11 protein-coding genes are annotated in these 15,574 nt (G+C 34.4%); 8 read left to right on the top strand and 3 right to left on the bottom strand.

Annotated elements, in window-relative coordinates; genetic code table 11:
• Window positions 1–155 precede the first annotated feature (155 nt).
• The 6 genes from V5J73_RS05385 (at window position 156) to V5J73_RS05360 (ending at window position 9,502) form a co-directional block, all read left to right on the top strand.
• A complete protein-coding gene (locus tag V5J73_RS05385) occupies window positions 156–1,931 on the top strand; it encodes an AMP-dependent synthetase/ligase (RefSeq protein ID WP_338648139.1) in 1,776 nt (591 codons plus the stop codon).
• 23 nt (window positions 1,932–1,954) lie between these two features.
• Complete coding sequence (locus tag V5J73_RS05380; RefSeq protein WP_338648138.1) at window positions 1,955–3,007, top strand: proline iminopeptidase-family hydrolase; 1,053 nt, start codon at window positions 1,955–1,957, stop codon at window positions 3,005–3,007.
• A gap of 452 nt (window positions 3,008–3,459) precedes the next feature.
• Window positions 3,460–3,951, top strand: a complete 492-nt coding sequence (locus V5J73_RS05375) for a MarR family winged helix-turn-helix transcriptional regulator (protein WP_338648137.1) — start codon at window positions 3,460–3,462, stop codon at window positions 3,949–3,951.
• A 70-nt stretch (window positions 3,952–4,021) separates the two neighbouring features.
• Window positions 4,022–6,412, top strand: coding sequence for a 3-hydroxyacyl-CoA dehydrogenase/enoyl-CoA hydratase family protein (locus tag V5J73_RS05370; RefSeq protein WP_338648136.1), 2,391 nt, complete (start codon window positions 4,022–4,024; stop codon window positions 6,410–6,412).
• 37 nt (window positions 6,413–6,449) lie between these two features.
• Complete coding sequence (locus V5J73_RS05365) at window positions 6,450–7,631, top strand: acetyl-CoA C-acyltransferase (RefSeq protein WP_338648135.1); 1,182 nt, start codon at window positions 6,450–6,452, stop codon at window positions 7,629–7,631.
• 65 nt (window positions 7,632–7,696) lie between these two features.
• Window positions 7,697–9,502, top strand: coding sequence for an acyl-CoA dehydrogenase family protein (locus V5J73_RS05360; protein ID WP_338648134.1), 1,806 nt, complete (start codon window positions 7,697–7,699; stop codon window positions 9,500–9,502).
• 105 nt (window positions 9,503–9,607) lie between these two features.
• Here V5J73_RS05360 and V5J73_RS05355 read toward each other — a convergent pair whose 3' ends face one another.
• Window positions 9,608–10,552 carry a YihY/virulence factor BrkB family protein gene (locus V5J73_RS05355; RefSeq protein ID WP_338648133.1) on the bottom strand — a complete coding sequence of 315 codons (945 nt, stop codon included), beginning with the start codon at window positions 10,550–10,552 and terminating at the stop codon, window positions 9,608–9,610.
• 437 nt (window positions 10,553–10,989) lie between these two features.
• Here V5J73_RS05355 and V5J73_RS05350 point away from each other — a divergent pair, with 437 nt between their 5' ends.
• Both V5J73_RS05350 and V5J73_RS05345 read left to right on the top strand, forming a co-directional pair.
• Window positions 10,990–11,619, top strand: a complete 630-nt coding sequence (locus tag V5J73_RS05350) for a superoxide dismutase (protein WP_338648592.1) — start codon at window positions 10,990–10,992, stop codon at window positions 11,617–11,619.
• 274 nt (window positions 11,620–11,893) lie between these two features.
• Window positions 11,894–13,093, top strand: coding sequence for an LETM1-related biofilm-associated protein (locus V5J73_RS05345; protein WP_338648132.1), 1,200 nt, complete (start codon window positions 11,894–11,896; stop codon window positions 13,091–13,093).
• 26 nt (window positions 13,094–13,119) lie between these two features.
• Here the strand turns inward: V5J73_RS05345 and can are convergent, their stop codons facing one another.
• Window positions 13,120–13,755: a carbonate dehydratase gene (can, locus tag V5J73_RS05340; protein ID WP_338648131.1), complete on the bottom strand. Its 636-nt coding sequence runs from the start codon at window positions 13,753–13,755 to the stop codon at window positions 13,120–13,122.
• A 102-nt stretch (window positions 13,756–13,857) separates the two neighbouring features.
• Window positions 13,858–15,516, bottom strand: a complete 1,659-nt coding sequence (locus tag V5J73_RS05335; RefSeq protein WP_338648130.1) for a SulP family inorganic anion transporter — start codon at window positions 15,514–15,516, stop codon at window positions 13,858–13,860.
• Window positions 15,517–15,574: the final 58 nt, after the last annotated feature.

The following is a 15,574-nucleotide window of genomic DNA, read 5'->3' as shown; positions in this document are numbered from 1 at the left end:
AACATTTAAGCTTAAAATCAGCCTCTTAAACTTCATTACAAGAAAACGATTTCGTAAAATGGAATAATTCTGGTTTAATTTTCCATTTAATTTTTGAAAATTAATAATTATTATTAATTTTTATTTAATTTGCGAATCAATTCAACATTCGAATAATGACTTCTATAACCAGACTTTTTGATTTTCCTTATTATCAACAAGAAAAATATACTTCAATTCCAGATGCTTTAACAACAAAGCAAAACGGGGTTTGGATAAAAACTTCTACACAAGAATATATTGCCAAAGCCAACGCGGTTTCTAGGGCGCTCTTGAAAATGAACGTTAAAAAAGACGATAAAATAGCCATTATTTCTACTAATAATAGAACCGAATGGAATATTATGGATATTGGTGTGTTGCAGACTGGTGCTCAAACCGTTCCCATTTACCCAACAATTTCCGAAGATGATTATGAATACATCCTGAATCATTCCGGTGCCATATATTGTTTTGTATCGGATGTCGAAGTACTGCGTAAAGTAAATTTGATTAGGGATAAAATTCCAAACGTAAAAGAAGTCTATTCGTTTAACGAAATTGAAGGCTGCAAAAACTGGAATGAATTATTGATTCTTGGTGTAGACACAGGCAATCAAAGTGAGGTTGAAGAGCGAAAAAACAACGTAACAACAGAAGATTTAGCAACTATAATTTATACTTCAGGAACCACAGGAAAGCCAAAAGGAGTTATGCTTTCGCATAAAAATATTGTCTCAAATGTGCTAGATAGTGCTTCGAGAATTCCATTTGAAGCAGGGAAAAGTCGTGCGTTGAGTTTCCTTCCTATTTGTCATATTTTTGAAAGAATGATCTTGTATTTATACCAATATTACGGTGTATCAGTATATTTTGGAGAATCAATTGACAAAATTAGTGATAATATAAAAGAAGTAAAACCAACAGTAATTACAGCTGTTCCAAGACTTTTAGAAAAAGTATACGATAAAATCTACGCTAAAGGAACAGAATTAACTGGTATCAAAAAGAAACTATTCTTTTGGGCCATTGATTTAGGATTAATCTACGAGCCTTACGGCAAAAATGGATTTTGGTATGAATTCCAACTCAAAATTGCCCGTAAACTTATATTTAGCAAATGGAAAGAAGGTTTAGGTGGAAACCTTGATTTGATGGTTTCTGGAAGTGCTGCACTACAACCTAGATTGGCTCGAATTTTTGCCGCAGCAGAAATTCCCGTAATGGAAGGATACGGTTTAACCGAAACCTCACCTGTAATCTCCGTTAATGACATGAGAAATCACGGTTTCAAAGTGGGAACTGTAGGTAAAGTGATTGATAATGTAGAAGTTCTAATTGCTGAAGACGGTGAAATCCTTTGCAAAGGACCTAACGTAATGATGGGCTATTACAAAGATGAAAAACTTACCAGTGAAGTTATCACTAACGGATATTTCCACACGGGAGACATTGGGATATTTGACGAAGAGGGATTTCTGAAAATCACCGATCGTAAAAAAGAAATGTTCAAGACATCAGGAGGAAAATACATAGCTCCACAGTTAATTGAAAATACGATGAAACAATCTCGTTTTATTGAACAAATAATGGTTATTGGTGACGGACAAAAAATGCCTGCAGCTTTTATTCAGCCTAGTTTTGATTTTGTCAAAGAATGGGGTGTTATCCACGGAATTGATGTTGGGAAAAGCAATGAAGAAATCATTTCTAATGAAAAAGTTATTGCTCGAATTCAAGAAGAAATAGATTCGTTAAATGAAAAATTTGGAAATTGGGAAAAAATAAAACGTTTTGAATTGACACCAGATGTTTGGTCTATTGAAGGCGGACAGCTCACTCCTACTCTAAAACTGAAACGAAAAATTGTAATGGAAAAATACATTGATTTATTCCATAAAATATACAACTAGCCTTTGATAAAAACTATTTTGTTATGAAACTAAAAGTCTTAATTTGCTCCGTACTAAGTGTATTCTTTTTTTCTAATTGTCAAGAAAAAACAAACGAAGATTCTATAAAAGCAAATTATTTAGATTTCTCAAAACGAGACGATCAACTTACGGGTGGTATCAAAATGATTCCGATTAAAACACCAAAAGGCACATTTAAAGTTTGGACAAAAACCGTAGGTAACAATCCAAAAATAAAAGTGTTGTTGCTTCATGGCGGTCCTGGATTGACACATGAATTGTACGAATGTTTTGATGGATATTTCCCTAACGAAAGCATCGAATACATTTATTATGACCAATTGGGCTCGTATTACAGCGACCAACCCAATGATAACAGTTTGTGGACCAACGAACGCTTTGTGGAGGAAGTGGAACAGGTTCGAAAAGCATTAGGTTGTGACAATACTAACTTTTATATTTTGGGACAATCCTGGGGCGGAATCCTAGCGATGGAATACGCGTTGAAATACCAAAAGAATCTTAAAGGTTTGATTATTTCGAATATGATGGCCAGCGCACCTGCTTACAATAAATATGCAGATGAAGTATTGGGCCCAAAACTTCCGAAAGTAGTTTTTGATCAAATAAAAACATTTGAAAAAAACAAAGATTATATCAATCCAAAATACACTGAACTGCTTTTTAAATACTATTATACGGAACACATTTTAAGAATGCCTGTTGATCAATGGCCCGAATCCATAAACAGAGCTTTCAAACACATCAACTCAAATGTGTATGTGTATATGCAAGGACCTAGTGAATTTGGAATTACAGGAAATGCTTCTTTAAAGAATTGGGATGTTACTGCCAGACTTAAAACAATTAGTGTTCCCACGCTGGTTATTGGTGCCAAATATGACACTATGGATCCCAAGCACATGGAATGGATGTCTAAAGAAGTACAAAACGGACGTTTCTTGTTATGTCCTAACGGAAGCCACCTTTCGCAATACGATGACCCAAAAAACTATTTCCCGGGCGTGATTAAGTTCTTGAAGGATGTGGATAGTGGGGAATTTAAGAAGTCTTAGAAAAATATTTATTACACAAAAAACCACGAATTAATGTTCGTGGTTTTTGTTTTTAATTAAGGACTATAATAATCCTCTAATCATTATCATAGTTCCTCCTTTGTCATACTGACGAACGAAGTATCTCATCAACAGATTCTATAATTAATTCCACTAATTAAACTACAAGTCCCATTATTTCTAATCTGCAGGTTTTGCGCGAGGGATGGAAGTGGCATCCTTTTATGAAGCCTGCGGAATAAAAGATACAACGTACAGCCCGACCCGGAGTTGCAAGGAGGAACGACGAAGGAAAATGGAGGGGCGCGCCCAAAAAATACGTTAAAAAACGATTCAATTTGCTCAAATTCAGTGGTATTTATTTATATTTAATACTTTTTATTAAAAAAATAATTAAATATATTATGCATGCATAGTATTTTTTATTATATTTGAAATCGATATAGTTACTTATGAAAGATAAAACGATAGATTATATTTTACGTGCCACTTGGCAAGCAGTTGCCCGAATGTATAATGAAGAAGCTTCAAAATACGATGCAAGTATGGCCACTGGTTTTGCTTTATTAAGCATAGACAAAGAAGGTGGTACTCCTTCTACATCTTTGGGACCAAAAATGGGAATGGAAGCGACAAGCTTGACTAGGACCTTAAAATCGATGGAAGAAAAAGGATTAATCATCAGAAAAAAAAATCCCGAAGATGGACGTGGTGTTTTGATTTACCTAACTGATTTTGGTAAAGAAAAAAGGGAATTATCTAAGAATACGGTTTTGAAGTTTAATGAAACGGTGAAACAACACATTTCTGACGAGAAGTTACAGCACTTTATTGAAGTTGCGGATACTATAAATGAATTAATCCAAGATAAAAATATATTTAATCACACAAGCGCCAGCGAAATAGCGGAGCAAACTGAAAAAATAGAAAATGACATCGCCTGATTCAAAAAAATAATCAATAATTAAGAATGGTTATACCATATCCAAATAAAAAAACAAATATTAATTACGTATGAAACGCACAATTAAAAAAGTTGCAGTAATAGGATCCGGAATCATGGGTTCAGGAATTGCTTGTCATTTTGCTAATATTGGAGTTGAAGTTCTACTGTTGGACATTGTTCCAAGAGAACTTACTGAAGCAGAAGCTAAAAAAGGCCTCACTTTAGAAAGCAAAATTGTAAGAAACCGATTGGTAAACGAGCATTTAGCCAATTCATTAAAATCGAAACCATCCCCTATTTACAATCAGAAATTTGCCAGTAGAATCACTACGGGAAATACTACTGATGACATGGCAAAAATTGCCAATGTAGATTGGATAATTGAAGTTGTGGTGGAACGTTTGGACATCAAAAAAATGGTTTTTGAGCAAATTGAAAAATTCAGAAAACCGGGAACTTTGGTAACTTCAAACACATCGGGAATTCCGATTCACTTTATGAGTGAAGGACGAAGCGAAGATTTCCAAAAGCATTTCTGCGGGACACACTTTTTTAACCCTGCGCGTTATTTAAAATTATTCGAAATCATTCCTGGCCCACAAACTTCATCAGACGTTTTGGATTTCTTGACTGATTATGGTTCTAAATTTTTAGGAAAAACTTCGGTCGTTGCCAAAGATACTCCGGCATTTATTGGGAACCGAATCGGGATTTACGGGATTCAAAGTTTATTTCATTTGGTAAAAGAAATGGGATTGACGATTGAAGAAGTGGATAAATTGACCGGTCCAGTTATTGGTCGTCCAAAATCGGCTACTTTCAGAACTGTTGATGTGGTAGGATTGGATACTTTGGTACACGTTGCCAATGGAATCTACGAAAACTGCCCGAATGACGAGCAACACGAGTTGTTCAAATTACCGGATTTCGTCAACAAAATGATGGAGAATAAATGGTTAGGAAGCAAAACAGGTCAAGGTTTTTATAAAAAAGTAGATAAGGATATTTTGTCTTTGGATTTAGATACTTTAGAATACCGTCCGGCTAAAAGAGCTTCTTTCGCCACTTTGGAACTGACAAAAACGATTGATAAACCAATTAACCGTTTTAAAGTTCTGGTAAAAGGAAAAGACAAAGCAGGAGAATTCTACAGAAAAAGCTTTGCAGGAATGTTTGCTTATGTTTCTAACAGAATTCCTGAAATCTCTGACGAATTATACAAGATTGACGATGCTATGAAAGCCGGTTTTGGATGGGAAAATGGTCCTTTCGAAATTTGGGATGCCATTGGTGTTGCAAAAGGAATCGAAATCATGAAAGCAGAAGGTCTTGAACCAGCTGCTTGGGTTACTGAAATGTTAGCTTCCGGAAGTACTAGTTTTTATTCTATTAAAGAAGGTGCTACTTTTTTCTACAATATCCCTACAAAATCACAAACTAAAGTTCCAGGTCAGGATGCCTTTATTATCCTGAACAACATTCGCGAAAGCAAAAAAGTGTGGAGCAATAGTGGAGCGATTATACAAGATTTAGGAGACGGAATCTTGAATTTAGAATTCCAATCTAAAATGAATACGATTGGCGGCGATGTTTTACAAGCTATCAATAAAGCGATTGATTTATCTGAAAAAGAATATCAAGGATTGGTTATTGGAAATCAAGCAGCGAATTTCTCTGTTGGAGCTAATATCGGAATGATTTTCATGATGGCAGTTGAGCAAGAGTACGATGAGTTGAATATGGCCATCAAAATGTTCCAAGACACGATGATGCGTGTGCGTTATTCCGGAATTCCAGTTGTGGTTGCGCCACACGGAATGACTTTCGGGGGTGGTTGCGAAATGAGTTTACATGCAGACAAAGTAGTTGCTGCAGCGGAAACGTATATGGGATTAGTAGAATTTGGTGTTGGAGTAATTCCTGGCGGTGGAGGATCTAAAGAAATGGCATTGCGTGCAGCTGATTTATTCCATAAAAATGATGTGGAGTTGAACGTATTGCAAGAATATTTCTTGACGATCGCTATGGCAAAAGTGTCTACTTCTGGTTACGAAGCTTTTGATACCGGACTTTTACAACAAGGAAAAGATATCATTGTGGTAAACAAAGACCGTCAGATTGCCGAAGCGAAGAAACACGCTTTACTAGTGGCAGAAGCAGGTTATACACAACCGATTCGCAGAAGCGATGTGAAAGTACTTGGAAAACAAGCCTTGGGAATGTTCTTAGTAGGAACGGACCAAATGGAAGCCGGAAAATACATCTCGGAACACGACAAGAAAATCGCTAACAAACTGGCTTATGTAATGGCTGGTGGTGATTTATCAGAACCAACATTAGTAACGGAACAATATTTATTGGATTTAGAACGTGAAGCTTTCTTGTCATTGTGTACAGAAAGAAAAACATTAGAAAGAATCCAATTTATGTTAACCAAAGGAAAACCTCTAAGAAATTAAAAATTATAAATTTTTAATAAAAATTTAAAATGTCCATATGAAAACAGCCTATATAGTAAAAGCATACAGAACAGCCGTGGGGAAAGCCCCAAAAGGTGTGTTTAGATTTAAACGTCCTGATGAATTGGCAGCAGAAACGATTCAGTTTATGATGAATGAGTTGCCTGATTTCGACAAAAAACGTATTGACGACGTAATGGTAGGAAATGCGATGCCGGAAGCAGAACAAGGACTAAACGTGGGACGATTGATTTCTTTGATGGGATTGAAAATCGAAGACGTTCCGGGTGTAACCGTAAACCGTTATTGCGCGTCAGGATTAGAAACAATTGGTATGGCTACAGCCAAAATCCAGTCTGGAATGGCGGATTGTATTATTGCCGGTGGTGCTGAAAGCATGAGTTTTATTCCAATGGGAGGTTACAAACCAACTCCGGATTATGCTGTTGCAAAAGCGGGTAACGAAGATTACTATTGGGGAATGGGATTAACTGCGGAAGCGGTTGCCAAACAATTCAATGTATCTCGTGCCGACCAAGATGAGTTTGCCTATAACTCGCACATTAAAGCCCTGAAAGCGCAAGCCGAAGGTAAATTTGACAAACAAATTGTTCCTATTACCGTAGAACAAACATTTATCAATGAAAATGGTAAAAAAGAAACTAAATCGTATATCGTAAATAAAGATGAAGGTCCTAGAGCAGGAACTTCTGTAGAAGCTTTGGCAGGTTTAAGACCGGTTTTTGAAGCGAACGGAAGTGTAACGGCAGGAAACTCTTCTCAAATGAGTGATGGAGCAGCTTTTGTTCTAATCATGAGCGAAGAAATGGTAAAAGAATTGAACCTTACTCCTATCGCCCGTTTGGTAAACTTCGCATCAGCGGGAGTTGAACCAAGAATCATGGGAATTGGACCGGTTAAAGCAATTCCAAAAGCATTGAAACAAGCAGGATTAACCTTAAACGATATTGATTTAATTGAGTTGAACGAAGCTTTTGCATCACAAGCATTAGCCGTAACGAGAGAATTAAACCTAAATCCTGATATCATCAATGTCAACGGTGGAGCAATTGCATTAGGTCACCCACTGGGTTGTACCGGAGCAAAATTGTCTGTTCAATTATTTGACGAAATGAAACGCAGAGGAAGCAAATACGGAATTGTGAGTATGTGTGTAGGAACTGGACAAGGAAGTGCTGGGATTTATGAACTTTTGTAGTCATAGATTTCCATCCGTTAACTTAGGATTTAGAACATTAACAACAACATCAAAAAAATAAAAAAATGGCAGATACAATTGAAAAAAACGTAACCCGTGGTGGTCAGTTTTTGGTAAAAGAAACAAAGTGCGAAGATATCTTTACTCCAGAAGATTTTTCAGAAGAGCAATTAATGATGCGTGACTCTGTGAAAGAGTTTGTAGACAAAGAATTATGGGCACATAAAGATCGTTTTGAGAAAAAAGATTACGCCTATACAGAAGAAACCATGAGAAAAGCCGGAGACTTAGGACTTTTAGGAGTTGCAGTTCCTGAGGCTTATGGTGGATTAGGAATGGGATTTGTATCTACCATGTTGGTTTGTGACTATATTTCAGGAGCAACGGGATCTTTCTCGACTGCTTTTGGAGCACACACTGGAATTGGGACAATGCCAATTACTTTGTACGGAACAGAAGAACAAAAACAAAAATACGTTCCTAAATTAGCTTCTGGCGAATGGTTTGGTGCATACTGTTTGACAGAACCAGGCGCAGGATCGGATGCTAATTCTGGAAAAACAAAAGCAGTTTTATCTGAAGATGGAAAATATTATTCAATCACAGGACAAAAAATGTGGATTTCGAATGCAGGATTTTGTTCCTTATTCATAGTTTTCGCTCGTATTGGTGATGATAAAAACATCACTGGTTTTATCCTAGAAAACACTCCAGACAATGGAATTTCAATGGGTGAAGAAGAACATAAATTAGGAATTCGTGCTTCCTCTACACGTCAAGTTTTCTTCAATGAAACGAAAGTTCCGGTTGAAAACATGCTTTCTGAAAGAGGAAACGGTTTTAAAATAGCAATGAATGCTTTGAATGTGGGTCGTATCAAATTGGCTGCTGCTTGTTTGGACGCTCAGCGCAGAGTCATTTCAGGTTCAGTAAAATATGCTAATGAAAGAATCCAGTTCAACACTGCTATTTCTCAGTTTGGTGCAATTCGTGCTAAGTTAGCGGAAATGGCTACGAGCTGTTATGCAGGAGAAAGTGCTTCTTACCGTGCTGCTAAAGATATTGAAGATAGAATCTCAGCTCGTGAAGCTGAAGGATCTTCGCATCAAGAAGCAGAACTAAAAGGTGTTGAAGAATACGCAATCGAATGTTCTATCTTAAAAGTAGCTGTTTCAGAAGATGTACAAAACTGTGCCGATGAAGGAATTCAAATCTTTGGTGGAATGGGATTCTCTGAAGATACTCCAATGGAAAGTGCATGGAGAGATGCCCGAATTGCACGTATTTACGAAGGTACAAACGAAATTAACAGAATGCTTTCAGTAGGAATGTTGATTAAGAAAGCGATGAAAGGACATGTTGATTTACTAGGACCTGCATCAAAAGTACAAGAAGAATTAATGGGGATTCCATCATTTGAAACTCCTGATTATTCTGAATTATTTGCTGAAGAAAAAGAAATGATTGGCAAATTGAAAAAAGCATTCTTAATGGTTGCCGGTGGAGCGGTTCAAAAATACGGTCCTGATTTAGATGCTCATCAACAATTATTGATGGCAGCTTCCGATATTTTAATCGAAATCTATATGGCTGAAAGTACTATTCTTAGAACGGAAAAACTAGCTAAAAAAGAAGGCGAAGCAAAAGTACAAGAGCAAATTGCTATGGCAAAATTATACTTATACAAAGCCGTAGATATCGTTACTCAAAAAGGGAAAGAAAGTGTTATTTCATTTGCTGAAGGTGATGAACAACGTATGATGTTAATGGGATTACGTCGTTTTACAAAATATACGAATATGCCTAATATTGTTGGATTAAGAGAAATAATCACTACAAAATTAGTCGCAGAAAATGAATATTGTTTTTAATAAAAATTAGTTTTTAGTTTTATTTTTAACCGTCTTGTACCTGAAAAACAAGACGGTTTTTTTATGGTTTTTATTTTTTCTGATAAAAAGTCCGACAACTTATTCCTAATTTTTACTCGGAATTACGTCTATGGTTTTCTTCTTTATCTCAGTTACTTCGACTTTAATCCCAACAGAATACTCATTTGGAATTATTTTATTACCGTGAGAATTGGCATATACTTTGGTAAATTCTGCTCCAAAATATAGTATTATAGCTGAATAATACACCCAAATTAATATAATAATTACTGAACCTGCAGCACCATAAACTGTAGCTACGGTTGAACTTCCCAAATAAAAACCGATAGCAAATTTACCAAACATAAAGAAAAACGAAGTAAAACTGGAACCTATTAAAGCATCCTTCCAACCAATATTACCATCAGGTAAAGTTTTGAAAATAGTAGCAAACAACATAGTAGTTGTGGCAAACAATACTAATAAATTGAAAATATAAAATATATAAACTGTGGTATCCGGAAAATAAACCAATAGTCGCGTATTTATAACATCCATAACTGTGTTAACCATTAAACTCACCATCAATAAAAAACCTACAGAAGCAATCATAGAAAATGACATTAACCTATTCTTGATAAATTTCATAATCCCTTTATTAGGTTTTGCTTTTAATCCCCAAATAAAGTTTATAGAACTTTGTATTTCAGCAAACACACCCGAAGCACCAATAAGCAACATTACCCCTCCAAAAACAGCCGCAAATGTATTGCTGTCTGACAGTTCTATATTCTTGATTGTCTCTTGAATTTGGATTGCTGCTTCATTGCCAACCATACCATTAATTTGCCCAAAGAATCTTCCCGTAACCGCTTCTCTACCAAAGAAAAAACTAAAAATAGACAAGATGATAATTAACAAGGGGGGTAATGAAAATATAGTATAATAGGACAGTGAGGCACTTAATTTAATGGCATTGTCTTCATCAAATTCTTGATACGTACGTTTGAGTAAACTCCAACTCGTCAAGGCTATTTCTTTGTGTTTCATTTTTATTTTTTTATATATTCATTCAAAATAAAGAATTCTGATTTTCATTAATTTAAAGCAAACAACATCTCCTTTGAGACTATTCATTTATTGTTACATTCAAAATTACAAAGATATTCGACACAAATTTGAATTGAATTTTACATAATTCCAATGTGATTTAAACGTTTTCAAATACATCCGGAATAAAAAAACAACCAAATTTTAAGTCTTTCTTAACCCATCCCTATTATTTAATGTTTAAATTTATATTCTTATTTAATAACCTTTTTAGGATAAATTTTCAACCTATGGAAAATAATAATACACGAAGAAATTTTTTAAAACAAACAGCAATACTTTCAACAGGGACAATAATTGGCTCTAGCTTATTAAATTCAGCATTTGCCTCTGAAAATCCTGTAAAATTAGAAAATCAAATCCTAGAATTAGACACTATGGATGTTCAAGGTAATTATAGTCTTCCAAAATTACCATATACCTATGATGCTTTAGAGCCACATATCGATAAAACAACGATGGAAATTCATCACAGTAAACACCATCAAGCATATGTTACAAATTTGAACAAAGCAATAGAAACATTAGATAAGAACTTAGTTGAACATTCGAAATCACTAGAAAGTATCTTCGAAAAAATGTCTAAATTTCCAGAAGCTATTCGCAATAATGGTGGTGGACATTACAATCACAGCTTATTCTGGAGTTTAATGAAACCAAATGGTGGCGGTACTCCAAAAGGGAAATTAGGAGACGCCATAACTGCTACTTTTGGTTCTTTTGATGCATTCAAAAAACAATTTAGTGATGCTTCTATGAAACGATTTGGTTCAGGTTGGGCTTGGTTAGTAGTTCAAGATGGAAAATTAGTTATTGGTTCTACAGCAAATCAAGACAATCCATTAATGAGTATACGTGGCAAAGGATTGAAGGGAAAACCAGTTTTAGCTTTAGACGTTTGGGAACATGCTTATTATCTAAAAAATCAAAACCGCAGAGCCGATTATATCGCTTCTTTTTGGAATGTAGTCAATTGGGATGCGGCTGAAACTCTATTCAATTCTTAAACATTAATAAAAGCCCTGTTTTCATTATAATTCAGGGCTTCAATATTTATAAATACATTTTAATAAGTATAAAAATCTCCTTTAACTACTTAATAACTCTATTAGAAATACTACTTGATTCTATGAATCTTTCATCAAAAATTATAACATTTTAATTAATCTTGTTTAAAACTAAAAAAACAATGCTAATTAATTGTAGTATCTGTGTTAAACTAAAAAACACAAGTTAAAACTAGCGTAAAAAAGTATAGCTTTGTACTTTCAAATTTAAGCAATGATTAACCCTTCGGCATCAGGTTGGATAGATAAATTTTTTATTGAACAAAAAGTTTCAGAGCAAACGGTTTCTACAACTACTGATTCCTTTTATCAAAAAGTTAGGGAAACAGGATTTATTTATGGCCACATCATCACATTTGATACTATAAATCCCATTGAAACCAAAGGATGGTTTAAAGAAGAGATTTCTAAAGTTGCATTATTAAATACTTTATATGGTGTTTTTTGTTTGACCAATAACGAAATCAGTTCCGAAAATTTTATCAAACAAACGGTTGCTTTTTACAATCAAATGAACCCTGAAGGTTTTAGTTTGTTTAAAAAAATTCTCCCTAAAAATTCCCTTTCATTAACACTAGAGAAAATAATTGATGAGCGTGTTCAAACTAACGATAGCATCATCAGTAAAAATTTCTCTCATTTGGTGACTAATGCTTTACTTTTTATAGATGTCTTAGCTTTTCGTCAATATTTGCTACATGGTGAAATTCCAGAAAAATACTTGAAGAAAATTGAGGAAACCATTGTAAATATTGTGACACTAGCTTTAAAAATTAAATCTAAAAAATCGCAGTATGATGATTTGTTAATAAAACTTTTTGAAGCCTCAATACGCTATAGTAAATTTTCTCGAATCTCTGTACAAAGTCTGGAAACACTTCAATTGGAATATTTTTCAAACGAATTAGAGCACTATTATTTGATAGACATTGCCGGAATGGCTTTATGGAGCGACGGTAAAATTGAGAACAATGAGTCCTATTTTTTACATTCATTGGCTGAAACGGTATCGGTTTCAGATGCCTTTGTAAAGCAAAGTATTGACAATACCGATGCTTTTATAGCAAAACATAAAAAAGAGATACCGTATTTTAATTATTCAAATCCTGTCAAACATTTTTACGATCAAACAACTCAAAGTGTCGTCACGTTGATAAGTCGCAATAAAAATAGATTGATAAAGGAAATTGTACAAAGTAAAGAGTTAATGGTACTATTAGCCTATTCAACTCGTAGAGATTTAGATGAAAAAGAGAAGAAAAAAGTAAAAAAACAACTTTTGGAAATTTGTAAAACCATTCCCTCGTTGACTATATTTTTACTTCCAGGTGGCAGTTTGTTATTACCTATTTTAATCAAATTCATTCCTACTTTATTACCATCTGCTTTTAATGAAAATCTAGATGACCAATAAAAAAGCCGCTTAAAGCGGCTTTTTTGTTAAAACTTAAGTTGATATACTTCATCTAAATCTCTTTCAGAACTAATGTTAACGTTCAAATCCGTTACAAAACCAGAATTAAGTCCGTAAGCCCATCCGTGTAAAGTCAAGTCTTGACCATTTCTCCAAGCAGCTTGAACAATTGAAGTTTTAGCTAAATCAAAAACTTGTTCTTTTACATTTAATTCAACAAAAGTATTAAAACGCTCCGTTTCGTCCTGAATAGAATCTAAATAACTACTGTGCAAACGGTATACATCTTTTATGTGGCGAATCCAGTTATCAATAATACCTATAGAATCATTCCCCATTGCAGCCTTGACACCTCCGCAACCATAATGACCACAAACAAGTACATGCTTTACTTTCAATACATTCACAGCATAATCCAATACACTCAACATATTCATATCACTATGCACTACCATATTAGCAATGTTTCTATGAACAAAAACTTCTCCAGGTTTCGCTCCTACAATTTCATTTGCGGGAACCCTGCTATCTGAACAACCTATCCACAATAATGGCGGTGTTTGCCCTTTGGCTAGATCTTGGAAATAATTTGGGTCTTTTTCTAACGAAGTTTCAACCCATTTTTTATTATTTTCTAATATTTTTTTATAAAAATCGCTCATATTTTTTTGTCTAATTATTTTATTTATACAACTGTTTATTGCTAATCAATACAATGTAAAGAAACTTCTTTTTTTACATTAAATTCCTAATTAATTTGAGTTTTATTCTTTGATGAATTCTTCATCAGGTGTAACTTTTTTAACCATAACTCTTTTTGCAGCATCATAATAATGCTCAATAGTAACATGATTTTGCGAACCTTCAGTATTTTCTAACTGATACGCCTTTTTAAACCCTTTCAACTTCACTCGTATGTTATTATCTATAGCTCGAGTAGTTTTAAATTCGTGGATTAAATCCAAAATATCATGCGCAATATAGACCGTATCTTTTGCATCAATAATAACCTTAGAATTTTCTGGAATATGATTCAATGTTTGTTTGATCGCCGCTTTGTTTAAGAAAGAAACTTCTTGAGCTAAATCAATATGAATCACATCTCCATCTGCATATTCCTCTTTTCTAAAAAAATAAGCTCTCTTCAGATTCCCTTTCAAAACGAAAATGATACTAATGATAATTCCTAATGTAACTCCTTTCAATAAATCTAAAAATACAACTGCTAATAATGTGGCAATAAAAGGTACAAATTGATATTTCCCTTTTTCCCAAAAATGTTTGAAAGTAGCTGGCTTAGCTAATTTATATCCAACTAAAATTAACACAGCCGCAAGTGTAGCTAGTGGAATTTTATTGAGAACGATAGGAATAGCAAGTACACTAACCAACAACAACATTCCGTGAATTATAGTAGACATTTTAGACTTGGCACCTGCATTACTGTTTGCAGAGGTACGAACAATAACTGAAGTCAATGGTAAACCTCCAAAAAGTGAACTCACCATATTACCAACTCCTTGCGCTTTTAATTCCTTATTTGTATCTGTATAGCGTTTTTGAACATCCATTCTGTCTGCTGCTTCGATGCTTAAAAGTGTCTCAATAGAAGCAACAATAGCAATTGTAAGAGCGACTACCCAAACTTTTGGATTTGAAACGCCAGAAAAGTTAGGTGTAACTATAATTGCTTTAAATTCTTCAAAAGAGGATGGAACTGGTAAAGAAACTAGATGTTCTTTTCCAATAGCCAAAGCACTTCCGGTACCAATGAAAATTTCATTCAAAATAACGCCAAGAGTAACCGCAATCAATGCTCCTGGAACTAATTTTAATTTTTTCAAAAAAGGAACTTTATCCCAAGAAATCAAAATTGTCATAGAAACCAATGTAATAACGATTGAACCGATTTGGATATAATCAAAAATACTAAATAGCGCAGAAAATGTATTGCTACCATCCATTTGTGAAAAAGCTTGATCACCTTCAAAATCAGCATCGTAACCAAATGCATGTGGTAGTTGTTTCAATATAATAATAATTCCAATCCCTGCTAGCATACCTTCGATAACATTTGTTGGAAAATAGTTAGAAATACTTCCTGCTTTAGCAAAACCTAATATTAATTGTACCAGACCTGCAATGAAAACTGCAGTTAAAAAAACATCAAATGCACCTAAATCTGTAATTGCAGTAAGGACAATTGCAGTTAGACCTGCGGCTGGTCCAGAGACACTTATATTAGATGTACTTAAATAACCAACAACTATTCCTCCAACAATTCCTGAAATAATCCCTGAAAATAAAGGAGCACCAGAAGCCATTGCAATACCTAAACACAATGGTAGCGCCACCAAAAAAACCACTAAACCAGACGCAAAATCGGATTTAAGGTTAGCAAAAAGACTGATTTTTTTTGTCATAATACCAAACTAAAAATTGAATACATATTTATTCACATGCTATATGTGAAAATTGATT

Source organism: Flavobacterium sp. KS-LB2 (genome assembly GCF_036895565.1).
Lineage (GTDB): Bacteria > Bacteroidota > Bacteroidia > Flavobacteriales > Flavobacteriaceae > Flavobacterium.
The sequence above is the reverse complement of the archived record's forward strand: the minus strand, read 5'-3'. Positions and strand labels throughout refer to the sequence as shown.

Bases quoted from the DNA above. Each gene is read 5' to 3' on its own strand.
- V5J73_RS05385 (WP_338648139.1), top strand. From the start codon at position 156: ATGACTTCTATAACCAGACTTTTTGATTTTCCTTATTATCAACAAGAA.
- V5J73_RS05380 (WP_338648138.1), top strand. From the start codon at position 1,955: ATGAAACTAAAAGTCTTAATTTGCTCCGTACTAAGTGTATTCTTTTTT.
- V5J73_RS05375 (WP_338648137.1), top strand. From the start codon at position 3,460: ATGAAAGATAAAACGATAGATTATATTTTACGTGCCACTTGGCAAGCA.
- V5J73_RS05370 (WP_338648136.1), top strand. From the start codon at position 4,022: ATGAAACGCACAATTAAAAAAGTTGCAGTAATAGGATCCGGAATCATG.
- V5J73_RS05365 (WP_338648135.1), top strand. From the start codon at position 6,450: ATGAAAACAGCCTATATAGTAAAAGCATACAGAACAGCCGTGGGGAAA.
- V5J73_RS05360 (WP_338648134.1), top strand. From the start codon at position 7,697: ATGGCAGATACAATTGAAAAAAACGTAACCCGTGGTGGTCAGTTTTTG.
- V5J73_RS05355 (WP_338648133.1), bottom strand. From the start codon at position 10,552: ATGAAACACAAAGAAATAGCCTTGACGAGTTGGAGTTTACTCAAACGT.
- V5J73_RS05350 (WP_338648592.1), top strand. From the start codon at position 10,990: ATGGATGTTCAAGGTAATTATAGTCTTCCAAAATTACCATATACCTAT.
- V5J73_RS05345 (WP_338648132.1), top strand. From the start codon at position 11,894: ATGATTAACCCTTCGGCATCAGGTTGGATAGATAAATTTTTTATTGAA.
- can (WP_338648131.1), bottom strand. From the start codon at position 13,755: ATGAGCGATTTTTATAAAAAAATATTAGAAAATAATAAAAAATGGGTT.
- V5J73_RS05335 (WP_338648130.1), bottom strand. From the start codon at position 15,516: ATGACAAAAAAAATCAGTCTTTTTGCTAACCTTAAATCCGATTTTGCG.